General features: G+C 71.4%; 27 protein-coding genes and 1 pseudogene. 13 read left to right on the forward strand and 15 right to left on the reverse strand.

The window, feature by feature from the left end; all coding sequences use genetic code 11:
* The 3 genes from NON19_RS23115 to NON19_RS23125 all read right to left on the reverse strand — a co-directional run.
* Window positions 1-994: endonuclease/exonuclease/phosphatase family protein (locus NON19_RS23115; RefSeq protein ID WP_255930860.1), on the reverse strand; the 994-nt coding region annotated here is incomplete at its 3' end.
* Between the two features lie 314 nt (window positions 995-1,308).
* Window positions 1,309-1,884, reverse strand: coding sequence for a TetR/AcrR family transcriptional regulator (locus NON19_RS23120; RefSeq protein ID WP_308213720.1), 576 nt, complete (start codon window positions 1,882-1,884; stop codon window positions 1,309-1,311).
* 54 nt (window positions 1,885-1,938) lie between these two features.
* A complete protein-coding gene (locus tag NON19_RS23125; RefSeq protein ID WP_255930862.1) occupies window positions 1,939-3,552 on the reverse strand; it encodes an MFS transporter in 1,614 nt (537 codons plus the stop codon).
* A 171-nt stretch (window positions 3,553-3,723) separates the two neighbouring features.
* On the opposite strand from NON19_RS23125, the gene panB reads away from it, so the two are divergent.
* The 6 genes from panB to NON19_RS23155 all read left to right on the forward strand — a co-directional run bounded on the left by panB (window position 3,724) and on the right by NON19_RS23155 (window position 8,913).
* On the forward strand, window positions 3,724-4,590 hold the full coding sequence (gene panB / locus NON19_RS23130; protein WP_255930863.1) for a 3-methyl-2-oxobutanoate hydroxymethyltransferase: 867 nt from the start codon (window positions 3,724-3,726) through the stop codon (window positions 4,588-4,590).
* 100 nt (window positions 4,591-4,690) lie between these two features.
* On the forward strand, window positions 4,691-5,242 hold the full coding sequence (locus NON19_RS23135; RefSeq protein WP_303654206.1) for a sigma-70 family RNA polymerase sigma factor: 552 nt from the start codon (window positions 4,691-4,693) through the stop codon (window positions 5,240-5,242).
* Window positions 5,239-5,922, forward strand: a complete 684-nt coding sequence (locus NON19_RS23140; protein WP_255930865.1) for an anti-sigma factor family protein — start codon at window positions 5,239-5,241, stop codon at window positions 5,920-5,922. The genes NON19_RS23135 and NON19_RS23140 overlap by 4 nt, the downstream gene beginning before the upstream one ends.
* Before the next feature lie 282 nt (window positions 5,923-6,204).
* A complete protein-coding gene (locus NON19_RS23145; protein WP_255930867.1) occupies window positions 6,205-7,206 on the forward strand; it encodes an ATP-binding cassette domain-containing protein in 1,002 nt (333 codons plus the stop codon).
* A complete protein-coding gene (locus NON19_RS23150; RefSeq protein WP_255930869.1) occupies window positions 7,203-7,994 on the forward strand; it encodes an ABC transporter permease in 792 nt (263 codons plus the stop codon). The genes NON19_RS23145 and NON19_RS23150 overlap by 4 nt, the downstream gene beginning before the upstream one ends.
* A 133-nt stretch (window positions 7,995-8,127) precedes the next feature.
* Window positions 8,128-8,913, forward strand: a complete 786-nt coding sequence (locus NON19_RS23155; RefSeq protein WP_255930871.1) for a site-2 protease family protein — start codon at window positions 8,128-8,130, stop codon at window positions 8,911-8,913.
* Here NON19_RS23155 and NON19_RS23160 read toward each other — a convergent pair.
* The 3 genes from NON19_RS23160 to NON19_RS23170 all read right to left on the reverse strand — a co-directional run bounded on the left by NON19_RS23160 (window position 8,903) and on the right by NON19_RS23170 (window position 10,379).
* Window positions 8,903-9,094: a hypothetical protein gene (locus tag NON19_RS23160; protein WP_255930873.1), complete on the reverse strand. Its 192-nt coding sequence runs from the start codon at window positions 9,092-9,094 to the stop codon at window positions 8,903-8,905. The genes NON19_RS23155 and NON19_RS23160 overlap by 11 nt on opposite strands.
* A gap of 76 nt (window positions 9,095-9,170) precedes the next feature.
* Entirely contained in the window at window positions 9,171-9,893 is a 723-nt protein-coding gene (gene npdG / locus NON19_RS23165; RefSeq protein WP_255930875.1) for an NADPH-dependent F420 reductase, read from the reverse strand.
* 246 nt (window positions 9,894-10,139) lie between these two features.
* Window positions 10,140-10,379 (reverse strand): hypothetical protein, encoded by a 240-nt coding sequence (locus NON19_RS23170; protein ID WP_255930877.1) that lies wholly within the window; start codon window positions 10,377-10,379, stop codon window positions 10,140-10,142.
* 91 nt (window positions 10,380-10,470) lie between these two features.
* Here NON19_RS23170 and map point away from each other — a divergent pair, with 91 nt between their 5' ends.
* Both map and NON19_RS23180 read left to right on the forward strand, forming a co-directional pair.
* Window positions 10,471-11,328: a type I methionyl aminopeptidase gene (map, locus tag NON19_RS23175; protein ID WP_255930879.1), complete on the forward strand. Its 858-nt coding sequence runs from the start codon at window positions 10,471-10,473 to the stop codon at window positions 11,326-11,328.
* A gap of 126 nt (window positions 11,329-11,454) precedes the next feature.
* The gene (locus NON19_RS23180; RefSeq protein WP_255930881.1) at window positions 11,455-12,447 is read left to right on the forward strand and encodes an SCO2278 family lipoprotein; all 993 of its coding nucleotides are present in this window, start codon (window positions 11,455-11,457) and stop codon (window positions 12,445-12,447) included.
* Between the two features lie 58 nt (window positions 12,448-12,505).
* Here the strand turns inward: NON19_RS23180 and NON19_RS23185 are convergent, their stop codons facing one another.
* Window positions 12,506-13,225 carry a bifunctional DNA primase/polymerase gene (locus NON19_RS23185; protein WP_255930883.1) on the reverse strand — a complete coding sequence of 240 codons (720 nt, stop codon included), beginning with the start codon at window positions 13,223-13,225 and terminating at the stop codon, window positions 12,506-12,508.
* Window positions 13,226-13,506: 281 nt separating this feature from the next.
* On the opposite strand from NON19_RS23185, the gene NON19_RS23190 reads away from it, so the two are divergent.
* From NON19_RS23190 to NON19_RS23200, 3 genes are all read left to right on the forward strand, one after another.
* A complete protein-coding gene (locus NON19_RS23190; protein WP_255930885.1) occupies window positions 13,507-14,172 on the forward strand; it encodes a biliverdin-producing heme oxygenase in 666 nt (221 codons plus the stop codon).
* A gap of 173 nt (window positions 14,173-14,345) precedes the next feature.
* Window positions 14,346-15,161: a dimethylargininase gene (gene ddaH, locus NON19_RS23195; RefSeq protein ID WP_372514242.1), complete on the forward strand. Its 816-nt coding sequence runs from the start codon at window positions 14,346-14,348 to the stop codon at window positions 15,159-15,161.
* 62 nt (window positions 15,162-15,223) lie between these two features.
* On the forward strand, window positions 15,224-16,765 hold the full coding sequence (locus NON19_RS23200; RefSeq protein WP_255930888.1) for a phytoene desaturase family protein: 1,542 nt from the start codon (window positions 15,224-15,226) through the stop codon (window positions 16,763-16,765).
* 115 nt (window positions 16,766-16,880) lie between these two features.
* Here NON19_RS23200 and NON19_RS23205 read toward each other — a convergent pair whose 3' ends face one another.
* The 8 genes from NON19_RS23205 to NON19_RS23240 form a co-directional block, all read right to left on the reverse strand.
* Window positions 16,881-17,891, reverse strand: coding sequence for a small ribosomal subunit Rsm22 family protein (locus tag NON19_RS23205; protein ID WP_372514243.1), 1,011 nt, complete (start codon window positions 17,889-17,891; stop codon window positions 16,881-16,883).
* Window positions 17,892-17,990: 99 nt separating this feature from the next.
* Window positions 17,991-18,824 carry a metal ABC transporter permease gene (locus tag NON19_RS23210; RefSeq protein ID WP_255930890.1) on the reverse strand — a complete coding sequence of 278 codons (834 nt, stop codon included), beginning with the start codon at window positions 18,822-18,824 and terminating at the stop codon, window positions 17,991-17,993.
* Window positions 18,821-19,726 carry a metal ABC transporter permease gene (locus NON19_RS23215; protein ID WP_255930892.1) on the reverse strand — a complete coding sequence of 302 codons (906 nt, stop codon included), beginning with the start codon at window positions 19,724-19,726 and terminating at the stop codon, window positions 18,821-18,823. The genes NON19_RS23210 and NON19_RS23215 overlap by 4 nt, the downstream gene beginning before the upstream one ends.
* Window positions 19,713-20,621, reverse strand: a complete 909-nt coding sequence (locus tag NON19_RS23220; RefSeq protein WP_255930894.1) for a metal ABC transporter ATP-binding protein — start codon at window positions 20,619-20,621, stop codon at window positions 19,713-19,715. Before NON19_RS23220 ends, NON19_RS23215 begins: the two co-directional genes overlap by 14 nt.
* Before the next feature lie 11 nt (window positions 20,622-20,632).
* Window positions 20,633-21,604, reverse strand: coding sequence for a metal ABC transporter solute-binding protein, Zn/Mn family (locus tag NON19_RS23225; RefSeq protein WP_255930896.1), 972 nt, complete (start codon window positions 21,602-21,604; stop codon window positions 20,633-20,635).
* 124 nt (window positions 21,605-21,728) lie between these two features.
* Complete coding sequence (locus tag NON19_RS23230; protein ID WP_255930898.1) at window positions 21,729-22,820, reverse strand: serine hydrolase domain-containing protein; 1,092 nt, start codon at window positions 22,818-22,820, stop codon at window positions 21,729-21,731.
* A complete protein-coding gene (locus tag NON19_RS23235) occupies window positions 22,817-24,148 on the reverse strand; it encodes a multidrug effflux MFS transporter (RefSeq protein ID WP_255930900.1) in 1,332 nt (443 codons plus the stop codon). Before NON19_RS23235 ends, NON19_RS23230 begins: the two co-directional genes overlap by 4 nt.
* A 77-nt stretch (window positions 24,149-24,225) precedes the next feature.
* Entirely contained in the window at window positions 24,226-24,537 is a 312-nt protein-coding gene (locus tag NON19_RS23240; protein WP_255930902.1) for a 4a-hydroxytetrahydrobiopterin dehydratase, read from the reverse strand.
* Between the two features lie 120 nt (window positions 24,538-24,657).
* Between NON19_RS23240 and NON19_RS23245 the strand changes: the two are divergent.
* Together NON19_RS23245 and NON19_RS23250 are read left to right on the forward strand one after the other, a co-directional pair.
* Window positions 24,658-24,792 (forward strand): annotated as a pseudogene (locus tag NON19_RS23245) (3-oxoacyl-ACP reductase); the annotation flags it as partial.
* Between the two features lie 105 nt (window positions 24,793-24,897).
* Window positions 24,898-25,062 (forward strand): hypothetical protein, encoded by a 165-nt coding sequence (locus tag NON19_RS23250; RefSeq protein WP_255930904.1) that lies wholly within the window; start codon window positions 24,898-24,900, stop codon window positions 25,060-25,062.
* Window positions 25,063-25,069 lie beyond the last annotated feature (7 nt).

Here is a 25,069-nt window from a genome sequence, read left to right on the forward strand (position 1 = left end):
GCGTCGCCCCCACCGGCAGATGATCGCTACCGGTGTCCGGCAGCACCCAGGACCGCGTCGGGACGACACCCCGCACCATGATCTGGTCGATACGCGCCATGGGAAACGCCGCGGGCCAGGTGAGTCCGAACCCGTCTCCCGCCGCGCCCTGCGCGGACCGCAACTGGGCGGTGATCGGCGACAGGCTCCGGTCGTTCATCGTCCCGTTGAGGTCCCCGAGCAGGACCACCCTGCGCTGTGGTTCACGGGCTATCGCGTTCCCCAGCGCGACCGCGCTGCGGTCGCGCTGCCCGGCGGTGAACCCGCTGTCCAACCGCACCCGGACCGACGGCATGTGCGCCACGTAGACCGCCACCGCGCCCTGCGGCGTGGCCACCGTGGTGCGCAGCGCCCGGACCCAGCCGAGCCGGATGTCCACCGGCCGGGTGTCATGGAGCGGGTACTTGCTCCACACCGCGACCGTGCCCTCCACCTCGTGGTAGCGGTAGGTGCCCGACAGTCCCCGCTCGTAGACCGGCAGCGCGTTCCCGGCCAGTTCCTCCAGGGCGACGATGTCGGCACCCGAGCCCGCGATGTCCCTGGCGGTGGCCGCCGGGTCCGGGTTGTCGGCGTTGACGTTGTGGCTGACGACGGTGAGGTTGCCGCCGCTGGAGGACCTGTCGAGCAGCAGCCCGCCGAAGAGGTTCACCCACGCCAGCGCGGGCACTACGAGCGCGACCAGCGCGGTCGCCGAGCGCCGCACCAGGGCGAGGCCCAGCAGCACCGGGACGACGAGTCCGGTCCAGGGCAGGAACGTCTCGAACAGGCTGCCCAGGTTGCCGACGCGGTTGGGAACGCTGGCGTGGAAGACCATCAGCAGCCCCACGAGCAGGGCGATCGCGGCGACGGCCCAACCGCGCCGCCAGATGCCACCGTCCCGCCAGTGGATCGCGGGGCGGCTCGGGCGCGGCTCGTGCCCCTCGCGCTGACCGTGCGCCGTGTCCGCCTGGGCCATGGGTTGGGTCCTCATCTGTTCGCGTGCCTGTCCGAACGCGCCGACCGCGGTCGGCCCCTCAGGGGACGACGGCCCGTGTTCCGCCGCTGAAGCGGACGGGGGTACGGCGCTCATCTGAGGGGACGGACCGGCTGACATGGCGGTTTCCGCCCACGGTCCCCATCCGGCGGCTGTGACACGATGCGCATATTCGACGGCCGAACCAGCACGCTCCCGTCACTTTCCGCGCATCAGGCCCGGACCAGCACGCTCGCCCGCACCAGACGCGGGACCAGCACCCTGCCCACCCCTCCCCGCCCACCAGCCGCGCCAGCTCACCCCGGCCGAACCGGACTACCCGGCCGAACCGGGGTACGGCCCCCCGGCCGTACCCCGTCCAGCACCGCGTCCACGATCCGCTCCGCCAACCCGTCCTCCAGGCAAGCCCGCTCGCACAGCAGCGCACGGGCCAGCACCGGCCCGGCGAACAGGTCGGCGAGCAGCCGTACGTCGAGGTCGTCGCGGATCTCCCCGGTGCGCACCCCGCGCCGCAGCACCGCGCACATCGCCTCGCACCGGGTGCGCACCACCGTGTCGTGGTACCGCCGCCACAGCTCAGGGCTGTGCTGGGCGTGGCCGATCACGGTGCGCAGCACCGCCGAGGAGCGTTCGGCCGACGCGTGCCGACGCGTCACCTCCAGCAGGGCCACCAGATCGTCGCGCACCGACGACCCGGCCAGCGGCGGGAGGGGCTCGTCGACCGCCCGCACCACGTCCATCAGCAGGGCGTCCTTGTTGGCCCAGCGGCGGTAGACGGTCGCCTTGCCGACTCCGGCGGAGCGGGCGATGCGCTCCATGGACAGCTCGCCGAGCGTCGTTCCCTCCTCCAGCAGCCGCAGCACGGTCTCCACGATCGAACTGTCCGCGGCGGCGCTGCGCGGGCGTCCCCGTGTCCTCATCCCCCGCTATGCCCCGCTCCGCGCCGCCGACTTCTCCGGTTCGGTGGCTGGCGGGCGCACGGGGCCGCGGTGCGGCAGGAACAGCCAGGCCACCGCGGCGCCGAGGAGAGCGACGGCCGCGGAGCCGACGGCGGTGGCGTGCATGGCGTGGATGAACGCCTCGTCAGCCGGTCCGACCAGCGTCTGGCCCACCGGCCCCAACCGCTGCGCCACGCCCAACGTGGCCTCGACCGACTCGCCCGCCGCGTGTTGTACGTGCGCCGGAAGCCCGGGCACCGCGGCGAGCTGGCCGCGGATGCTGTGCCGGTAGACGGTGGACAGCACCGAGCCCAGTACGGCGACCCCGACCGCCCCGCCCACCTGCCGGAAGGTGTTGTTGACCGCGGACCCGGATCCGGCCTTCTCACGCGGCAGCGACGACATGATCATGACGGTGGCGGGGGGCATGACGTGGGCCATCGCCGTACCCATCACGAAGAAGACGACTTCCAGCACCCACACCGGAGTCGACCGCCCCAGCAGCAGGAAGCCCAGGAACGCCGCCGAGGTCAGCAGCATGCCCCCGGTGCACACCGCGCGGGCGCCGAACCGGTCGACGACCAGCCGGGCCCGCGGCGCGAAGATGATCTGCGCCGAGGCCAGCGGAAGCAGCAGCAGGCCCGACTGCAGCGGGCTGAACCCGCGCACGCTCTGGGTGTAGAAGACGAAGAAGAACGTCACGCCCATCAGCGCGAAGAACACCAGCCCGATGGTGACCACCGAGGCGGAGAACCGCCGGTCGCGGAAGTACCCGACGTCGAAGGCGGGATGGCTGCTGCGCCGCTCGTACAGCACGAAGACGGTGAGCACGGCGAGTCCGCCCAGCATGGACACCCAGGACCTGGGCGTGCCGAAGTCGGCCAGCTGGCCGCCCTTGATGATCCCGTAGACCAGCAGCACCAGGCCGACGACGGACAGCAGCACGCCCAGCGGGTCCAGCCGTCCGGGGTGCGGGTCCCGGGAGTCGGGGACCAGGAACGACATCATGACCAGCGCGATCAGCACGATCGGCACGTTGGTGAAGAAGACCGAGCCCCACCAGAAGTGCTGGAGCAGCAGTCCGCCCGCGATCGGGCCGAGGGCGATGGCGAAACCCACCGAGCCGGTCCAGATGCCGATGGCCTTGGGCTGCTCGTCGCGTTCGAAGACGTTCATGATGATCGCCAGCGTGGACGGCATGACGAACGCCGCGCCGAGCCCCATCACCGCCCGGAACCCGACGAGTTGGACGGGGGATGCGGCCTCCGCCGAGAGCACCGAGCCGGTGCCGAACACCACCATGCCGAACAGCAGCACCTTCTTGCGGCCCAGCCGGTCACCGAGCAGTCCGGCGGTGAACAGCAGCCCGGCGAAGACCAGCGTGTAGGCGTTGATCGCCCACTCCAACTCGCTCTGGGTGGCGCCCAGGCCGGTGGGCCTGGGCTGGGCGATGGTCTTCATCGCCACGTTGAGGATCGAGTTGTCGAGCACGACGACGAGCAGGCTGAGCAGCAGCACGGCCAGGATGGCCCAGCGGCGCCGGTGCACCGCTTCGGGGATCCGCGTGGTGGACGAGGTCACGGCTGCGTCATCTGCGGGCATGGTGGCCACGCTAGACCGGCTTACGATACGAATCCGTCTCGTATCGTAAATGGCGGGCAAAGCCGGACGTCCGACCGCACCGGCCTTTCGGCCGCCGCCACGGCATGTCAGCATGGGAAGCGATCCGGAGACGCCGTCAGGGCGCTTCGAGACACGAACAGGAGCCTTTCCATGACGTACGTTGAGGCTGCCCAAAAGCAATCCGACAGCAGCAAGGCGCTGTACGGAGGGACGGGTACCCGCCGCATCACCGTGCGAGACATCGCCGCAGCCAAGCAGCGCGGCGAGAAGTGGCCGATGCTCACCGCGTACGACGCCATGACCGCCTCCGTCTTCGACGAGGCGGGCATACCGGTGCTGCTGGTCGGTGACTCCATGGGCAACTGTCACCTCGGCTACGACAGCACGGTCCCGGTCACCATGGACGAGATCACCATGCTGTCCGCCGCCGTGGTGCGCGGCACCAGGCGCGCGCTGATCGTCGGCGACCTGCCGTTCGGCTCGTACCAGGAGGGCCCGACGCAGGCGCTGCGCAACGCCACCCGGCTGGTCAAGGAGGCCGGGGTGGGCGCCGTGAAGCTGGAGGGCGGCGAACGCTCCGCCCACCAGATCGAGCTGCTGGTCTCGTCCGGCATCCCGGTGATGGCGCACATCGGCCTGACCCCGCAGTCGGTGAACGCGTTCGGTGGCTACCCGGTGCAGGGCCGGGGCGAGGAGGCGGCGCAGCAGCTGCTGCGGGACGCCAAGGCGGTGCAGGACGCGGGCGCGTTCGCCGTGGTGCTGGAGCTGGTACCGGCCGAGCTGGCCGCCGAGGTCACCACCATGCTGCACGTGCCCACCGTCGGCATCGGCGCGGGCCCGGAGTGCGACGCGCAGGTGCTGGTGTGGACCGACATGGCGGGGATGACCGGCGGGCGGCTGCCGCGCTTCGTCAAGCAGTACGCACGGCTGCGTGAGGTGCTCGGGGACGCGGCCAGGTCGTTCGCCGACGAGGTGGTCGGCGGGGCGTACCCGGCGCCGGAGCACAGCTTCCACTGATCGTTGAGCAAAGCCGGGCCACCTGCCGTATGTCCTGGTGAACCCACGGTGACGTACGGAAGGTGGCCCACTGGTGCTTCAGGTCGACCTCGGCGCCAGCCTGCGCGAGGATGCCAGCGTGGAACGCCGTCGCTTCCCGGGCCGCGGCTCGGAGGACGAACTGATGCGGGCGCTCTACCGCGATCACGCGGGTCCGCTGATGGCCTATGTGCTGCGCCTGGTGGCCGGGGACCGCTACCTCGCCGAGGACGTGGTGCAGGAGACCCTGCTGCGCGCCTGGCGCAACGCCTCCCAGCTGGATCCCACCGGGCGGGGCCTGCGGCCGTGGCTGGTGACCGTCGCCCGCCGGGTGGTGATCGACGCGCACCGCGGTCGGCTGGCCCGCCCGGCCGAGGACCGCGGCGCCGACCTGGAGCAGGTGCCCGCCACCGACGAACTCGACCGCGCGCTACGGCTGATGACGATCTCGGACGCGCTGGCCGACCTGACGCCCGCTCACCGCCAGGTGCTGGTGGAGACGTACTTCAAGGGCCGGGACACCAACGAGACCGCCCGGGTGCTGGGGGTGCCGCCGGGCACCGTACGGTCCCGGATCTACTACGCGCTGCGCAGCCTGCGGATCGCACTGGAGGAGAGAGGGGTGACCTCGTGACCGAGTACGCACAGCCGGACCCGCACACCGATGTCGGCGCGTATCTGCTCGGCGTGCTGGACGACGCCGAGATGGACCGGTTCGAGCAGCACCTCGCGGAGTGCGACATCTGCGCCAGGCGGTTGGACGAACTCGGCGGTGTGGTACCGGTGTTGGCGGAGCTGGGCGGTGCGGGAGTGCCCGAGCCGCCGGGCGAGGCGATGCTGGACCGGCTGCTGGGCGAGGTGGCGGCGCAGCGCAGGACCAGGGTGCGCCGCCGGCGGCTGACGGCGGTGGCCGCCGCCGTGCTGATCGTCGCCGGTCCGACCGCGGCCGTGCTCGCCACCCAGGGGGAGCCCGTGGTCTCCGGTGTGCAGGCCGCGGCGTTCCAGCGCACCGCGACCGACCCGGTGAGCGGGGCGTCGGCCACCGTCGGGATGACCGGCAGGCCCTGGGGCACCCAGATCGACCTGCGACTGTCCTACGTCTACGGCCCGCGCACCTGCCATCTGGTGGTGGTCGGCAAGGACGGCCGCCAGGAGACCATCGCCAGCTGGACGGTCTCCGGCCAGGGCTACGGCACCGACGAACATCCGCAACCGCTGGACCTGAAGGGCTCCACCGCGATGCCCCCGTCCGCCATCTCCCACTTCGACGTGGTCACCTCCAAGGGCGAGAAGCTGGTCTCGGTGAAGGCCTGAGCGCTCCGCTGGGGGTGCGGCGATGTGCCGTCGATCGTCTGCGGCGGCATGGTGGCTGGTCGCGCCCACGCGGCGGAGCCGCACATGAACACAGCCCCGCGCCCCCTTCGGAGCGCGGCGGACTTCGCCCGCCCTGCTTGGCGCGCGGCGCCGGTCCGGTGGATTCCGCGTCGTGGCTCGTGGCGGTGGTGCCGGGGTCCGCCCCGACACCTGTCAGCGGCTTGTCAGTGCCCTGTCGGGGCTTGTCACCGCCCTGTCGGTGGCGTCGGCGAACGTGGTCGCATGAAACCGCTCAAGACGACCAGTGGCGGCGGCAACGCCGTGGAAGTACGGGGCCTGGCCAAGCAGTTCGGCGAGACCAGGGCGCTCGACGGGGTGGACCTCCAGGTGTCCCAGGGCACCGTGCTGGGTGTGCTCGGCCCGAACGGTGCCGGGAAGACCACCCTGGTACGGATCCTGTCCACGCTGATCCGGCCGGACGCCGGCACCGCCCGGGTCGCCGGGTACGACGTGCTGGCCCAGCCCCGGCAGCTGCGCCGGGTGATCGGGCTGACCGGCCAGTACGCGTCGGTGGACGAGAAGCTGTCCGGCCGGGAGAACCTCTACATGATCGGGCGGCTGCTCGACCTGTCCCGCAAGCAGGCCAGGGCCCGCGCGGACGAGATGCTGGAGCGCTTCTCACTGACCGAGGCGGCCCGGCGTCCGGCGATGCAGTACTCGGGCGGCATGCGCCGACGGCTCGACCTGGCCGCCAGCATGATCGGCCGCCCCGCGGTGCTCTACCTGGACGAGCCCACCACCGGGCTCGATCCGCGCACCCGCAACGAGGTGTGGGAGGAGGTCCAGCGGATGGTGGCCGACGGCGCCACCGTGTTGCTGACCACGCAGTACATGGAGGAGGCCGAGCAGCTCGCCGACGAACTGACGGTGATCGACCGCGGCCGGGTGATCGCCGAGGGCCGGATCGACGCGCTGAAGGCGAAGGTGGGCGGCCGCACCCTGCGGATCACCCCCGGTGACCGCGCCGAACTGCCGCTGATGGTGGCCGCGTTGGCCCAGGCCGGTCTGGACGGCATCGCGGGGGCGACCGCCGACGAGGCGGAGGGCGCGGTGTACGTGCCCATCGTCAGCGATGAGCAACTGACCGCCGTCGTCGGCCTGTTGGGGTCGCACGGCTTCTCCATCGCCGGTATCGGCACCCATCTGCCCAGCCTGGACGAGGTGTTCCTGGCCCTCACCGGCCAGAAGACCGCGGAAGCGAACGAGTTGGAGGTCGCCGCATGAGCGCCGTGGCGTACGAGGGCCGCATCGGGCCGCGGGCCAACCTGCGGCACATCGGGGCGCTGGCCCGCCGCAACCTGCTGCAGATCAAGCAGGACCCGGAGTCGATGTTCGACGTCCTGCTGATGCCGGTGGTCTTCACGCTGCTGTTCGTCTACGTCTTCGGCGGCGCGGTCTCCGGCAACCAGCACGCCTACGTCAACTACGTGATCCCCGGCATGATGGCGATGATCGGCATGAACATCGCGATGGGCGTCGGCACGGGCATCAACACCGACTTCAAGACCGGCGTGATGGACCGCTTCCGGACCATGCCGATAGCGCGCTCCTCGGTGCTGATCGCGAAGATCGTGGTGGAGATCGGCCGGATGCTGGTCGCCACCGCGATCCTGCTGGTGATGGGCTTCGCGCTGGGGCTGAGCATCGACACCTCGGCGCTGAACCTGCTCGCCGCGGTGGGGCTGGCGCTGGTGTTCGGCGCCTCACTGATGTGGATCTTCATCCTGCTGGGGCTGGTCATGAAGTCCACACAGGCGATCCAGGGGGTGGCCATGCTGGTGCTGATGCCGTTGCAGTTCGGCAGCTCGATCTTCGCCAAGCCGACCACCATGCCCGGTTGGCTCCAGGCCTTCACCAAGGTCAATCCGCTCTCGGCGCTGGCCGACGCCAACCGGGGCCTGTTCAACGGCGGGCCGGTGGCCCATTCGGCGCTGATCACGGTGGCCTGGGCGGTGGGCATCACCGTGGTGACCGCGCCGCTGGCGGTGGCGAAGTTCCGCGGCAGGACCTGACGCGGGCCACGCGTCCGGTCATGGAACCGAACCCCGTGACCGGACGTTTCCGAGGTGCCGGACACAACGCGGCGCCGGATCAGCCTGTACGGTCGGGAGCCGATCACCTCCCGTACCCGATGGAGCTTCCCGCATGGTCACCGCAACCACCCGCCACGACCGACAGGTCTCCCCCGTGTTCCTGGGGCTGGTCGCGATCATGCTCGTCGCCGGATGGGCGGTGTGGCACGGCTTCGCGGCCAACCCCGGTTTCGCGGTCTTCCTGTTCGTGGTCTGCGGCTGGATCGTCTCGCTGTGCCTGCACGAGTACGCGCACGCCCGTACCGCGCTGCACGGCGGCGACATCACGGTGGGCGCCAAGGGCTATCTGACCTTGAACCCGCTGCGGTACACCCATGCGGCGCTGAGCATCGTGCTGCCGGTGATCTTCGTCATCCTGGGCGGCATCGGGCTGCCGGGCGGCGCGGTGTTCATCGAGCGCGGCCGGATCCGGGGCCGCTGGAGGCACAGCCTGATCTCGGCCGCGGGACCGCTGACCAACGTCGCCTTCGCACTCGCCCTGATGCTGCCGTTCACACTGGGCGGGCTGAACTGGGCGCCGACGCCGTTCCTGGCCGCGTTGGCGTTCCTGGCGATGCTCCAGCTGACGGCGGCGATCCTCAACTTCCTGCCGGTGCCGGGACTCGACGGCTACGGCGTCATCGAGCCGTGGCTGTCGTACCGGGTGCGCCGCCAGATCGAGCCGTACGCCCCGTTCGGTCTGATCGCGGTCTTCGGCTGCCTGTGGATCCCGGAGATCAACACCGTGTTCTGGACCGTCATCGACGCGATCATGCGCGCCTTCCACATCCCGGATGTGTACTCGGCGTACGGCTACCGCCTCTTCCAGTTCTGGAAGGGCTCGCCCGCTACTGGCTGACCGGCTCGGCGGCGGCCCGGTCGGCCTTGGCCTTGCGCAGGTAGTACCACGCCATGTTGCTGGACACGCCCGCCATCAGCACCCAGACGACCCCCAGGAAGCTGCCCCGGACGAAGGAGACCACGGCGGCGGCTACGGCGAGCACGCAGACGGCGATGGCGAACAGCGCGAGGCGGGGCATGGGCGGGGCTCCTCGGGTGGGTGGTCGGTGACGACTCACCCCATTCTGACCCATGCCCCCCACACGGCGGCGGTGGCTACACGTCGGTGACGCGCAGGCCCGCGTGCGCCTTGTAGCGGCGGTTGACCGAGATCAGGTTGGCCACCAGCGACTCCACCTGGTGGGCGTTGCGCAGCCGCCCGGCGAAGATCCCGCGCATCCCCGGGATCCGCGCGGCCAGCGCCTGCACGATGTCGGTGTCCGCCCGGCTCTCGCCCAGCACCATCACATCGGTGTCGATCCGTTCCACCGCCGGGTCCTGGAGCAGCACCGCGGACAGGTGGTGGAAGGCGGCGGTGACCCGGGAGTCCGGCAGCAGCGCGGCCGCCTGCTCGGCGGCGCTGCCCTCCTCCGGCTTCAGCGCGTAGGCGCCCTTCTTGTCGAAGCCCAGCGGGTTGACGCAGTCGATCACCAGCTTGCCCGCCAGTTCCTCGCGCAGCGCCTGGAGGGTCTTGGCGTGCCCGTCCCACGGTACCGCGACGATCACGATGTCGCTGGCCCGGGCGCACTCGGCGTTGTCCAGACCCCGTACCCCCAGGCCCAGTTCCTCGGCCGCGGCCTGGGCCCGCTCGGCGCTGCGGGAGCCGATGATCACCTGCTGCCCGGCCTTCGCCAGCCGGTACGCCAGACCGCGCCCCTGGTCGCCGGTGCCGCCCAGCACGCCAACGACCAGACCGGAGACGTCCGGCAGGTCCCAGGGGTCCTTGGCCGCGGGCTTGGCCGCGGCGGCGCCGTCAGGGGTGTTCGCATCAGTAGTCATACGGCGATCCTGCCAGCCAACCTCGCGGGAGGCAGGCTCGGGTCCGCCGCGGTTCGGTGGTGCCCTGAAGGGGGCGGGGCCGTCTTCACGTGCGGGTCCGCCGCGTGGGCGCGACCAGCCACAACGGCGCTGCGGACGAACGACGGCATATCCCCGCACTCCCAGCGGAGCGGCCAGCGCCCCCCGCGGCGCGGACCGCGGTGTCCGAACGACCGCGCCCCCGCAGGCAATCCGCCGGAAGGGCGGTCAGCTCCCGGTACCTCGAGGGGCGGAGCCGCCCTGGTCGTTCCAGCGCGGGTCCTGCTCCCACTCCTCGTTGCGCTCCTCGGCGGTGGCGATGGCCCGCCCCGCCTCGGCGGCGGTGGGGTACGGGCCCAGCCGGTCAAGGGCCGGGCACTCCGGCCCCTCCTCGACCTTGCCGTGCTTGAGGCAGTAGAACCACTCGCCGGGCTTCCCGGTCGCCTTCTTGCGCCTGAACAGTGCCATGCCGCCCTCCTGCTGCGTTCGTTACCGTCCCGCCGCCCGAGGTGCCGCGCGGCCGCAGCTTCGATTGTGCGGCGCCGATAGACTCACTGGCATGTCTGGCCAGTCGCTTCTCGTTCCCGGCACCATCTCGCCGCCCCGCCGAGTGCCCGCCTCGATCCCGCGCCCGGAGTACGTGGGCAAGCCCGCCCCCACCCCGTACACCGGACCGGAGGTGCAGGACCCCGAGACGATCGAGAAGATGCGCGTCGCCTCCCGCATCGCCGCCCGGGCGATGGAGGAGGCCGCCAAGGCGATCAAGCCCGGGACCACAACCGACGAACTCGACCGGATCGCGCACGAGTACATGTGCGACCACCAGGCCTACCCTTCGGACCTCGGCTACCGCGGTTTCCCCAAGTCCATCTGCACCTCGCTCAACGAGGTGATCTGCCACGGCATCCCGGACTCCACCGAACTGCGCGATGGCGACATCGTCAACCTGGACGTCACCGCCTACATCCACGGCGTGCACGGCGACACCAACGCCACCTACCTGTGCGGCGAGGTCGACGAGGAGTCGCGGCTGCTGGTGGAGCGCACCCGGGAGTCGCTGAACCGGGCGATCAAGGCGGTCAGGCCGGGCCGCCAGATCAACATCATCGGCCGGGTCATCGAGTCGTACGCCAAGCGCTTCGGCTACGGCGTGGTACGGGACTTCACCGGCCACGGGATCAACTCCTCGTTCCACTCCGGGCTGATCATCCCGCACTACGACGACCCGCGGGCGACCACCGTGATCCGGCCCGGCATGACGTTCACCATCGAGCCGATGCTCACCCTGGGCACGTACGAGTACGACATCTGGGAGGACGGCTGGACGGTGGTCACCAAGGACCGCAAGCGCACCGCCCAGTTCGAGCACACGCTGGTGGTGACGGAGACCGGTGCCGAGGTGTTGACGCTGCCGTAGCGTCCGCCCGGCAGGAGTTGCCGGACGCTGCCGCGGTAAGAACGTCCCGCCGCGACGGCGAGCGACCACGACGCCGCGAACCGGCGGTCACGCCACTACAGCAACCCACGAAGGAGCCCGTCGGCCATGACCCCGCTGTCCATACGGCCACGCCGCAGGCTGCCCAGCCTGGCGGCGCTTGCGCTGCTGGCGCTCTCGGCGACCGGCTGCGTCACCGTGCACGGCGCGCAGGCGGTCGTCCCGGCGGTCAGGAAGGCCGACGCCCCGGCCGCGCTCGACCACTTCGCCCAGGTGGTCAACGACGCCAACACCAAGCTGGACCCGTCGCTCAACGCCCAGGTGGAGACCGGGGCGTTGGGCGCCATCGACGGCGCCGGGATCAAGGCCCGGCACGTCAACAGCCCGTCGGGGAACCCCGGTTACCAGCCGCTGCGGTTCAGCGACAGCCGGTTCCTGGTCCCACGGGAGCGCGGCTGGCCGAAATGGTTCGTCGCGGACACCGCCACCAACCGGGACAGCAACCGCTGGTTGCTGGTCTTCACCCGCGACAGCGTGAACGACCCGTGGAAGGCGTCGTACCTGTCGGTGCTGGCCCCCGGTCAGTTGCCGGACTTCGCGACCGACGGGCAGGGCTACGCGGTGCCCGTGCCGGTCGACGGCACCGATCTGCTGGTCCAGCCGGGCGAGTTGGGCGCCCAGTACACCGCGTACCTCCAACAGGGCGACAAGGGCTCCACGGCGTTCGCCCAGGGCGACCAGACCTCTGCCCTGCGCGCCCAGCGGCGCACCCAGTACGCGCCGACCCCCCAGGTGGTGACCCAGTTCGCGGACGAGCCCGCCGATCCGGCGCAGTACGCCCCGGTGGCGCTGCGGTTGAAGGACGGCGGGGCGCTGGTGTTCTTCACCACACGTCACGAGATGAAGCAGACGGTGGCCAAGGGTCCGGTGGTGATCAAGGATCCGAACATCAACGCGCTGCTGACCGGGACACCGAACAAGTCGGTGACCTTGTTCAAGGTGGCGGAACAGGTCGTGAAGGTGCCCGCGCGGTCGGATTCGGGCGCGAAGGTGGTCTTCCTCAACCGGATCGAGGGTCTGGTTTCGGCCAGCGGCGCCTAGTCAGGCGCCTGGTCAGCGGTCCTCCTGTGGCAGGTGAGCGCCCCTGTGCGCCCTGGTGCTACCGCCCGGAGAGCCAGCCCCCGGCCGCCTGCGGGTGCGGCTCCTCGGCGGCGACCTGGGCGCACGCGTCGGTGAGCACGGCGAGCAGCGGCAGCGGGTCAGGTAGCGGAAGGTCGGGCGGCCGGGCCCAGTCCACCACAGAGCCGTCCGGCAGCCGGGACGGCGGCAGCAGCACATAGCTGCCCCGGCAGTGCCAGCGCAGTCCGGGATGCTCGTCGAGGGTCTCCGGGTGGCAGTCCAGCTCGCACGGCCACCATTCGTCCTCGTCCGCCGGGGTGCCCCGGGTGGCGGTGAAGAACAGCATCCGGTCGGAGCCGTAGCGCGCCACCGGGCCGGTCGGTACGCCCTCCGCGTCCAGGCGGCGCAACGCGATCGCCCCCGCGGCGGCGGGCACGTCCAGCACGTCGTGGTTGGTGCCGGTGGCGGTGATGAAGTTGGCCAGCGGCTGGGCGGCCAGCCAGCGGGAGATCTGCTCGGAGTCGGTGGTGGCCTGGGTCTGCCAGGCGAACGAGACCGGGTGCATGCCCGGCGTGGGACAGCCGATCCGGTCACAGGAACAGCTGAAGCCGGACGGGTGGGCGGCCGGTGCCACCGGGAACGACGCGGCCGCGGCTCCGAGCAGGAGCGCGTCCCGGTCGGGGGCCGAGGCACGGGTTCTGTCGCCGGTGGACCGTGGGCGGCGGCGCAGCCACTCGGACATCCTGCCTCTGCGTTCCATAGAACCCCTCTCGTCGGTGAGCGTTTCGCCGGATGCACTTCCATCCTGCTCCCTGTGTGTCGGCCGCGTGAACGCGGGGTGGCGTCAGCGGTGGCGGTGAGCGTGGAGTGACGTGCGTGCGGCCGCGGCGCGGTAAATGGCCGAATCCCTTTCAGTCCCCCGGATGAGCGATACCGAATGGATCACCAGCCGGTGTAGCCTTTTACCGACAGCCTGTCGGCAAGTCGTCGGTGCGTGCCGCACCGCGGCGCCGCCAGCGCGCCGCAGCCGTGCCGTAGCCGATGGAGGCCCGTGTGACCGCGACCCAGTGCTCTCGCTTCTCCGATCTGATCCGCTCCGCGACGCACGCCCAGCACACGCAGGCGGAGGAGTCCGCGTTCATGGCCGACCTGCTCGGCGGACGGCTGGGCGTGGAGGCGTACGCCCGCTACACCGAGCAACTGTGGTTCGTCTACCGCGCGTTGGAGGACGCGGCCGACGCACTGGCCGCCGACCCGGTCGCCGGGCCGTTCATACACCCCGGGCTGCTGCGGGTGGCCGAGTTGGAGCGGGACCTGGAGCATCTGCGCGGGCCCGACTGGCGCACGGCGGCACCGCTGCCCGCGACCATCGCGTACCGGGACCGCATCGCCGAGGTGGCCGCCGCCTGGCCCGCGGGCTATGTCGCCCACCACTACACCCGCTACCTCGGTGACCTCTCCGGCGGCCAGGTCATCCGGAGCGTCGCGGAACGCAGTTGGGGCTTCCAGCGCAAGGGCGACGGTGTGCGGTTCTACGTCTTCGAGGGCATCGACAACCCGGCCGCCTTCAAACGGGAGTACCGCGAACTCCTCGACGCGCTACCGGTGGACGAATCGGAGCGGGACCGGGTGGTCGAGGAGTGCCGACGCGCGTTCACGCTGAACAGCGCGGTCTTCGCCGACCTGGCACTGGCCTTCGCCGGGTAACCCGGCGCGCGGGTACGGCGATTGCGCCGCCGGGCGCGGGAAGAACCACCCGAACGGATCGGTGTTTTTCCCGCCCCGCGGGTGGACCATTTGTGCGCGGCCGCGTTTCCCGGGGGCCTGCCCCCGGTCCCCGGCCGAGCGTCCATCGGAGCCTCAACGGCGAGGAGCCCGCATTGCGCACAGAACGTGTCGCCACGCCCCGGCGTTATCTGATGTGCCCACCGGACCACTACCGGGTCAGCTACTCCATCAATCCCTGGATGGATCCGGACAAGCCGGTGGACCCCGCGATCGCCCTCTTCCAGTGGGAGGACCTTCGGGACCGCTATATGTCGCTGGGACACCGCGTCGACGTGCTCGACCCGGTGCCCGGCCTGCCGGACATGGTGTTCGCGGCCAACGGTGCGACGGTCATCGACGGGCGGGTCTTCGGCGCCAAGTTCGCCAACGCCGAACGCAGGGGCGAGGCGCCCGCGCACCTCGCCTGGTTCCGTGGCCACGGCTTCACCGAGGTCCACGAGCCCGAGCACATCAACGAGGGCGAGGGCGACTTCACCGCCACCGCGTCCTGGATCCTGGCGGGCGCCGGATTCCGCAGCAGTCCGCAAGTGCGCGCCGAGGCACAGGAGTTCTTCGGCCGCCCGGTGATCGGCCTGGAGTTGGTGGACCCGCGCTACTACCACCTGGACACCGCGCTGGGCGTGCTGGACGGCGACGAGATCATGTACTACCCGCAGGCGTTCTCCCCCGGCAGCCAGGCGGTGCTGCGCCGCCTGTTCCCGGACGCGCTGATCGCCACTGAGGAGGACGCGGCGGCGCTGGGCCTGAACGCGGTCAGCGACGGACGCCATGTGCTGCTGCCGCTCGCCGCCACCGGCCTGTTCCAGCCGCTGCGCGACCGCGGCTTCGAGCCCATCGGCGTCGATGTGTCGGAACTGCACAAGGCGGGCGGCAGCGTGAAGTGCGCGACCATGGAACTGCGCTGCTGAACGGAGGTACGTTCGGCTCGACAGGCTGGACGGACGGGACCGGAACCAAGGGAGCCGCGCGGATGAGCGCAGTGCCGGACCACCCCTACTACGACGCGGTCATCGTCGGCGGCGGCCACAACGGACTGACCGCCGCCGCCTATCTCGCCCGCGCCGGGCGCTCGGTGCTGGTACTGGAACGGCTGCCGGTGACCGGCGGGGCTGCCGTGTCCACCCGGGCGTACCCGGGCGTGGACGCCCGGCTGTCCCGGTACTCGTACCTGGTCAGCCTGCTGCCGCGGAAGATCGTCCAGGATCTGGGGCTGCGGTTCACGGTACGGCCGCGGCGGATCTCCTCGTACACCCCGGATGGCCGTGGCGGCGGGCTGCTGGTGGACGGCGGTGATCCGGCGCGCACCCGGGAGGGCTTCGCCCAACTCACCGGCTCTGGCCGGGACTTCGCGGCATGGCAGGAGTTCTACGGGATGACGCGCCGGGTCGCCGAGCGGGTCTTCCCGACGCTCACCGAACCGCTGCCGTCCCGCGCCGAGTTGGCCCGGCTGGTGGACGAACCCGCCGCGTGGCAGGCGCTGTTCGAGCGTCCGCTGGGCGAGACGGTGGAGTCGTACTTCGCCGACGACCTGGTGCGCGGTGTCGTACTGACCGACGCCCTGATCGGCACGTACAGCCACGCCCACGATCCGTCACTGGTGCAGAACCGCTGCTTCCTGTACCACGTGATCGGCGGCGGCACCGGCGACTGGAACGTTCCGGTGGGCGGCATGGGCGCGTTGACCGACACTCTGGCCGACGCGGCCCGCGCTGCCGGGGCCGAGATCGTCACCGGCTGCGCGGCGACCGGCATCGCCACCGACGGCACCCGGGCCGAGGTCAGCTTCGCCGAAGGCCGGGTCGAGACCCGGCACGTCCTGGCCGCCGTCTCCCCGCACGCGCTCGCCGGACTGCTGGGCGATCCGGCCCCGGCGAAGCCGGAGGGGTCACAGCTCAAGGTCAACATGCTGCTGCGGCGGCTACCGCGACTGCGGGACACCGCGGTCGACCCCCGCGCGGCGTTCTCCGGCACGTTCCACATCGCCGAGGGGTACCGCAACCTGGCGGACGCCTACCGTCAGACGGCCGACGGTACGCTGCCCGCCGCACCGCCCTCGGAGATCTACTGCCACTCGCTGACCGACCCGTCCATCCTCTCCCCCGAACTGGCCGCGGACGGCTGGCACACCCTCACCCTGTTCGGACTGCTCACCCCCGCCCGGCTGTTCGCCGCCGATCCCGCCGCGACGAAGGAGGAACTGCTGAAGGCGACGCTGTCGCAACTGGACGCGGTGCTCGCCGAGCCCATCGAGGAGTGCCTGGCGGTGGACGCCGAGGGACGCCCGTGCATCGAGGCCAAGTCCCCGCTCGACCTGGAGCGGGAGGTCGCGCTTCCCGGCGGCCACATCTTCCACCGCGACCTGTCCTGGCCGTACGCCACACCGCAGACCGGCCGCTGGGGTGTGGAGACCGCCCACCCCAACGTCCTGCTGTGCGGCGCGGGCGCGGTACGCGGCGGGGGCGTAAGCGGCATCCCCGGCCACAACGCGGCGATGTCGGTCCTCGGCCGCTGAGCGCTCCGCCGGCAGTGCGGCGGTGTGCCCTCGGTCGTCCGCAGCGCCGTTGTGGCTGGTCGCGCCCATGCGGCGGAGCCGCACATGAACACAGCCCCGCGCCCCTTTCGGGGCGCTACCGCGGCCACGCGTCGCCCCACTCGGCGTGGCGGGCGGCGCGGTACAGGTCGCCGTGCCGCTTGGAGACGGTGGTGCGGCGCAGGCCCTCGTCGCGGGTGCACAGGTCCAGCAGGACCAGGCCCTTGCGGATCTGCGGATGCCGCACCACTCGGCTCTCCGCCGGGGGGACGGGGTCGCGCATCGCCGCCACATAGCTGAACTTCTCGTCCTCGTACGGCAGGGAGCCGCCCTTGACCTGGCGGTGCAGCGAGGAGCGGTTGACCCTTGCCGCGAAGTGGCACCAGTCGGGGTCCCGCACCGGGCATTCGCCGTTGTGCGGGCAGGGTGCGACGACGCTCAGCCCCTCGTCGACGAGCTGCTGGCGGGCGCGCAGGATCCTGCGGTAGCCGTCGGGGGTGCCGGGTTCCACGACGAGCACGGTGTGCGCGGCGCGGGCCGCCGTGGCGACCACCAACTCCCGGTCGGCTTCGGTGAGTTCACCGAGTACGTAGCTGATGGTGACCAGGTCGCTGGGCGGCAGTGCGAGGGCCGCGCCGATCGGCTGGCGGTGCCATTCGGCCTGGCGCAGGGACGGGTGCGGGGCCTCGGCGGCCAGGGTGCGGCCGAGGTCCAGGGCGGGCTGGGCCCAGTCCAGCACGGTGGTGGTGTGCGGGCCTTCCGGCCAGGCGTCGGCCACCGCCCAGGTGGCGGCGCCGGTGCCGCCGCCTATGTCGACATGTGCCTTCGGCGACCACTCGCCCGCCCGGGCGCGGAAGGCCGCGAGCGCCGCCCGTACCGCCTCGAAGGTGGCGGGCATCCGGTACGCCGCGTACGCCGCGACATCCGCCCGGTCCCGCAGCACCGGGCTGTCAGTGGGCGTCCGCCCCCGGTAGTGCGCGATCAGCCGCTCGACGGCCGCCGCGGTCTGGCGCGGCGGCAGCGGCTCTTGGGCGGCCTCCAGACCGCGGCGCAGCGCGGCACGCAGGTCGCCGTCAGCGGGCGCGGGGACGGGGGTGAGGGCGTTCACGCCTCCACCCTACGTTCCCTCAGGCCCGGGAAGGTGCGGCCGGGGTACGCCCCCGACGCCGTACGCCGCGGGTCCGCGCACCCGCGACGGCCGAGGTGGTCACCCCGCCCCCAGCGGACGGGCCAACCTGGGCAGGGGGACGAACGTCAGGCCGTAGACCAAGGCCCCCGCCGCGAGGATGCCGAAGCTGGGCGGAACGCTGGGCACCGCGTACCCCACCGCGAGCCCGGCCCACATCTCCGCGACCGCCAGCGCGGCGGAGAGTCCCAGCGCCCGGTACGGCGAATCGGTGAGTCGCTGCGCGGCCCCAGCCGGAGCCGCCAGCAGCCCGAGCAGCAGCAGCGATCCCACCGCCTGGGTGGCCTCCGCCGCACACGCCCCGACAACGGCGAGGAAGACGAGCCCGAGCACCCGCACCGGCACGCCACGGGCGGCGGCCACCGCCTCGTCGAGCGAGGCGAACAGCAACGGCCGCGCAACGGCCAGCAACACGGCGCACAGCACCGCGGCCACCGACACCGCCGTCCACGCGGCCGAGGCCGACAGCCCGAAGATCGACCCGAACAGCACGCTCACCCCGGCCCCGCCGTTCGCCGTCGACCGCGTCGTGGTGTAGAGCGTCAGGAAGAACACCCCGAGCCCGAGGATCCACGAGAAGACCCCGCCGATGGCCACGTCGTCCGACCGCCCCCGGCGCCCGAGGAACCCCAGCAGCAGCGCCACCCCGATGGTGCTGACGAACAGCCCGATCCGCAGGTCCCACCCGAGGGCCAGCGCCGCCAGCGCACCGGTGAACGCGGTGTGGCTGAGCGCGTCCCCGGTGAACACCTGCGCCCGCAGCACCAGGAAGTACCCGGCGAGCCCGGCCGCGGCGGCGATCGCCGTACCGGCCAGCACGGCGTGCAGGAAGAACGGATGCGCGAAGGCGCTCATACGGCACTCCTGAGCAGCGGGCCGCGCCGCACCAGCGACGCCTGCCGGACGACGGCCACCAGCCGGGCCAGTACGTACCCGCCGAAGGCGAAGGTCGTGACGTAGAAGCCGACCGGATACGGCGAGAAGTACGCCACGGTCAGCCCCAGCCAGGTCACCACCAGTCCGATGACCATGGCCAGTACCAGGCTCAACCCCGGCCGTGGTGTGAGGACTTGGGCGGTCGCGGCGGGCAGCACCAACAGCGCGAAGACCAGCAGCGAGCCGGTGATCTGGCTGGCCTCGGCGGTCGCCGCGCCGAGCAGCACCATGAAGACGGTGGACAGCGCACGTACCGGCAGCCCGCGCGCGGCGGCCACCGACTCGTCCACGGAGGCGAACAGCAACGGCCGCCCGATGACGGCCAGTACGCACAGCACGACCGCCGCGACCACGGTCAGCAGCAGCACCTGGCTGGTGGTGATGCCCAGGAAGCTGCCGAACAGAAGGGAGTTCACCCCGTTGAGGAACCCCTTGTACAGGGCGACGAAGAGGAATCCGCAGGCGAGCAGGAACGCCTGGATGGTTCCGGTGAGCGCGGACTCCTCACCGCGTCCCTTCCCCGAGCCGGGCAGCATCGCGATGAGCACCGCCGCGCCCACGCAGAACGCGAAGTAGCCGTACCCGGCGGCGACCCCGACCAGTACCGCCCCCGACGCGCCGGGGAAGCCGACCACCGACAGGCTGTGCGCGGCGAAGGTCTGCCTGCGCAGTACCACGAACCAGCCGACGGCGGCGGCGAGCACGGCGATGACCGCCCCTGCCCGGAAGGCGTTGACCATGAAGGGGTAGGACCACATCACCTGGAAGTCGGTGAGCGGATTCCACGGCCAGGCGGTGGTCACGGCGTCAGCCAGCGGCACGGTCCGCCTCCTCCGCGGAAGCCGGTGCGTGCCGGTCGCTGTGGCGGGCGGGCGCCTCGGGCTGGCCGACCACCACCAGCCGGCCGTCGGAGGTGCGCAGCACCTCGATCGGTGTGCCGTACAGCCGGGTCAGCGTCTCAGAGGTGATGACCTCCTGCGGGGTGCCGGTGGCGGCACCGCCCTCGGCGAGGTAGACCACCCGGTCGAGGTAGCCCAGGATCGGGTTGACGTCATGCGCCACCATGATCACCGAGACGCCCTCGACCCGGCAGATCCGGCCGATCAGCGCGGCGACCGCCGCCTGGTTGGGCAGGTCGAGGCTGTCCAGGGGTTCGTCCAGCAGCAGGATCTCCGGCCTGCGGACGAGCGCCTGGGCGATCAGCAGCCGCTGCTGCTCACCGCCGGAGCACTGGCCGATCGGCCGGTGCGCGTACTTCGTGGCCCCGACGAGTTCGATGACCTCCTCGATCCGGGCGCGGGCCGCCCGCCGCCTGGGGCTGAATCGTTCCGGCAGCGGCAGCGGCACACCCCAGCGGTCACCGTCCAGGCCCATGGCGACGATGTCGGTGCCGCGGATACGCAGCGAGGCGTCGAAGTTGCGGCGCTGCGGAAGGTAGCCGACCCGCCGTCCGGCCTGGCCGGGTGCCTGGCCCAGCACCCGTATCTCGCCCTCGGCCAGCGGCTGCAGACCGAGGACGGCCTTGATCAAAGTGGACTTGCCGACCCCGTTGGGGCCGAGGACGGCGGTGAACTCACCTGCGCCGATGGACAGTTGGACGCCGGACCACAGGGTCCGTCCGCCGACCCGCACGCCCGCGTCGTGCAACCTCAGCACGGGCTGCCCGGTGGGCTCGGTGCGGGTCTGCGCGGGTATGCCGGAGGTCACCGCGGTCATCTCACTCACCTTCACTTACCGGTTGCCTTGGCCAGCGCCTGCTCGATGCCCTTCAGCTCGCCGACCTGCCACTGCTGGAAGGTGTCGCCCGCCGGGTCGAGCGTCTCGGTGACCGTGGTCACCGGGATACCGGCCGCCTTGGCCGCGTTGACCTGGGCCTGGACGTCGGGCGTGGAGTTCTGGCTGTTGTAGACGTAGATCTTGATCTGCTTGTTCTTGATCTGCTGGTCGATGGTCGCCTTGTCCCGCGCGGTGGGGTCGGTGCCCTCGCTGATCGCGTCGAGGAAGGTCTCGGGGGTGAGCATCTTCAGCCCGAGGCCCTCGGCGAGCGGGGTGACGATGGACTCCGAGGCGCCGATCGGGGTGCCCGCGTACTTGGCCTTGATCTGCGAGACCAACTGGTTGTACTCGCCGAGCGACGTGGTCTCGAAGGCGGTCTTGCGCTGGTCGAAGTAGGCGGCGTCGGCCGGGTCGATCTTCTTGTAGTCGGCGGTGATCTTCTCGATGACCTGGTGGACGTTGTCCGGCGAGTACCAGCGGTGCGGGTTGCCACCGGGCTTGACGCCGACCAGATCGCCGACCTTGAGGCCGATGCGGCCGTCGGCGGGGTTGGCGGCCAGCAGCTTGTCGGCCCAGGCGTCGTAGCCGACGCCGTTGACGATCGTGTACTGCGCGCCGCTGACGGTACGGGCGTCGGCGGCGGTGGGCTCGTAGTCGTGCGGGTCGGTGGCCGGGTTGGTGATGACGCTGGTCACCTTGGCATGGCTGCCGCCGAGCTGGGCGGCGATGCTGCCCCAGAAGTTCTCCGCGGCCACCACGTGGATCACCTTGCCGCCGGAGGCGTCACCGCTGGCGCTCGCGTTGCCGCCGCTGGACTTCGGCGCGGAGGTGGCGCAGGCGCTGGTCGCGGCGAGGGCGACGACGACGAGACCACCCGCGGCGATACGGGCGAGTGCGGCGGAACGGTATATCGCGGGGGTCATGGCGCGGGACACTCCTCAGTGCTGGCTGCACCCAAGATTACTGGAAACGATTTTCACAACCAAGCTCCGGTCCGACATCATGACAATCGTTGCCAACTCTTGACCGGGTCGCACGGTGTCCACGTCAGCGTCCACGTCGGGCCAGCCAGGTCGCCACCGCGGCGCGCGGTGCGTTGCCCTGCCGCCAGGTCCTGACCGGGTGAACGGCGTTGGCGAGCAGCACCGCATAGCGGCCCGAGTCGAAGTCGATCACCATGCTGGTACCGGTGAACCCGGTGTGCCCGGCAGTGCGCGGCCCCGCCAACTCCCCCATGTACCAAGGCTGGTCCAGCTCGAACCCCAACCCCCGCGGCCGCCCCGGAACCCCCGCGTCCGCCACCATCAGCCGCACCGAGGCGGGGCTGAGGATGCCCGCACCGCCGTCCAGCAGCGCCCGGCACAGCGTGCCGAGGTCGGCGGCGGTGGAGAACAGCCCGGCGTGCCCGGCGATCCCGGCCATCGCGAACGCGTTCTCGTCGTGCACGCAACCGTGCACCAGCCCGCGGTCCAGCTTTCCCCACGGGCGGCGCTGGTCCTCGGTGGCGGCGATCCGGTGCCGCCAGGACCGCGGCGGGCAGTAGCGGGTCGCGGTCATGCCCAGCGGCCCGGTGATCCCGTCCTGTACCAGTTGGGCCAGGGACCGGCCGGTGGTGCGTTCCAGCACGTGTTGCAGCAGCAGCGGGTTCAGATCGGAGTAGCGGTACGCGCTGCCCGGCGCGGTCAGCGGCTCCTCCTCGGCCAGCCGCCGCACGGGGTCGCGGTACTCGTAGAGCGGCAGTTCGGCCCGCAGTCCCGAGGTGTGGGTGAGCAGGTGGCGTACGGTGATCCGGTGGTCGGCCGCGGCGGTCAACTCCGGTGCGTATCCGGCGACTTGGCCGTCCAGGGCGATGGCGCCGCGTTCGACCGCCTGGAGCGCCGCGATCGCGGTGAACGGCTTGGTGAGCGACGCCAGGTCGAAGACGGTGTCCCGGCGCATCGGGATCCACCGCTCGCGCGGCAGTTCCACGCCCCGGTCGGCCCGCGCGTCGTACCCGGCGTACCGCAGCGCCCAGCCGACGGCCTCGTGCGCCACGACGTCCGGGCCGCACCCGGCGAGCAGCACGGCGCCCGCGCACCAGGGGTGTGCCGGCGCCGGTTCGGTGGCCGCCCGCAGCTGGCATACCAGTTCTTCGGTCACTCGGCGACAGTAGCCGCGGCGGAGCGCCAGGGGCGGCACAGCCCGAGGAAGCAGCCGACCGCCAGCACCGCGCAACTCACCTGGACCAGCGCCATGGGCACCGCCGTGTGCCCGCCCGCGATGCCCACCAGCGGCGAGGCGACCGCACCGATGAGGAACTGGCTGGTGCCGAGCAGCGCGGACGCCGAACCCGCCGCGTTCGGGGTGCGCATCAGCGCCTGGGCGTTGGTGTTCGGCGTCGCCAGCCCCATCGCGGACATCAGTACGAACAGGGCGACCGCCACCGGCACCAACCCCGCCCTGCCGAAGACCCCCGAGGTGATCAGCAGCAGCGCCAGCGCCGCCGCGACGATCACCGCGAGCCCCGCCCCCAGCGCCCGGTCCAGCGGCACCCGGCCGACCAGCACCTTGCCGTTGAACTGTCCGACCGCCACCAGGCCGATCGAGTTCAGCCCGAACAGCAGGCTGAACGTCTGCGGTGAGGCGCCGTAGATGTCCTGGATGACGAACGCCGAGCCGGAGACGTACGCGAACAGCGCGGCGAAGGCGAAGCTGCCCGCCAGCATGTACCCGGTGAACACCCGGTCGCCGAGCAGCCCGCGCATGGTGCGCAGCGCCTGGCCGAGACCGCCGTCGTGCCGCCGCTCGGTGGGCAGCGTCTCGGGCAGCTGGCGCAGCACCAGCAGGGTGAGCAGGACGCCGACGGCGGTGAGCACGACGAAGACCCCGCGCCAGTCGGTGAAGCGCAGGATCTGGCCGCCGATCAACGGCGCGATGATCGGGGCGGCACCGGAGATCAGCATCAGGGTGGAGAAGAACCGTGCCATCGCCACGCCGTCGTACAGGTCACGCACCACGGCGCGGGCGATGACGATGCCCGCCGCGCCCGCGAGCCCCTGCAACAACCGGAAACCGATGAGGAGTTCGACGTTCGGCGCGAACGCGCAGACCGCGGTGGCCAGTACGTACACCGTCATGCCGATGAGCAGCGGGCGCCGCCGCCCCCACCGGTCGCTCATCGGGCCGACGACCAGTTGCCCCAGCGCCATACCGAGCAGGCACGCGGTGAGCGTGAGCTGTACCGTCGCCGCCGGACTGCGCAGCGCGGTGGTGACCGCGGGCAGTGACGGCAGGTACATGTCCATCGACAGCGGGGGCAGCGCGGTGAGGCCGCCGAGGACGAGGGTGACGAGGAGTCCGGTGCGGCGCTGGGCGGTGATGGACGTTACGGAACGCCCGGAACACCCGGTATGCCCGACATCCCGGGGGATCTGAGTACCGGTCGGGGTGTCATGCTCCTCGTGGCCGGGCGCGCCGGGCTCCGTCATCCTGGGGTCCATGGGTGACTGGAACACCGATCGGCCGCCCAGGATTCCGGTTCAGCTGGTGATGTCGGTTACTACGGTCACCGCGCCCCGTGCTCCGGTGCGATCCGGTCGATGCGGTGGGCGAGTTCGAAGTCCTTGGCGGTGACCCGGCCGCCCGCCTCGTGCGTGGAGATCGACACCGCCAGGGTGTCGTACCCCAGCGTCAGATCCGAGTGATGCTGCAACTCGTCCTGGATTCTGGCGATATGGACGGCGAAGATCGCGGCGGGCAGATGGGCGAGGTGGTATGTGCGCGTGATCCGGGAGTCGTCCGGCGCGGCCTGCCAGCCGGGCAGTTCGGCGAGCTGGTCCTCGATCTCCTTGTGCGACAGCGGGTCGGCGGTCGGCATGCCCGCTCCCTCCGTTTGACTGTGTGAACGTGTTTGGGCGTGCGGGGTCGATCGTCCCACCGCCTACCCTGCGGGGGCATGAGCGAAATCCAGAAGGTTGCCGTGGTGACCGGTGCCGGCGTGCTGGCCGAGCCGACGATGGAGGTGGCGGACGTGGCCCGCACCGTCCCGCACATGGCCTCCCTCCCACTGGAGGCGAACGTGCGGTTCGCGACGGTGATGGCCACCGCCGTGCCGTACATCGGCCGGGGCTGACCTTCCCCGCATCACCCGTTCGGAGCACTCAAACGAGCGCCCACCAGCGTGCCGGGGGCATGTTTGGAGCGCCCTTCCGCCTCACGCTCTTGGAGGAACGACAGCATGCGCACCGGGGACGAATCCCGGATACCGGGAACCGAAGTCAAAACCTTCGACCAACTGATGGCCGAGGCCGACCGCACTCCGCCCCCCTGGGCAACGGCACACGAGGAATGCCACCCCAGCCCCGGAGAGTGCGACCAGGAGCTACTGGAGCAGAGCAGGTAGCGGACAG

It is taken from the genome of Streptantibioticus rubrisoli, assembly GCF_024436055.1.
GTDB classification, from domain to species: domain Bacteria; phylum Actinomycetota; class Actinomycetes; order Streptomycetales; family Streptomycetaceae; genus Streptantibioticus_A; species Streptantibioticus_A rubrisoli.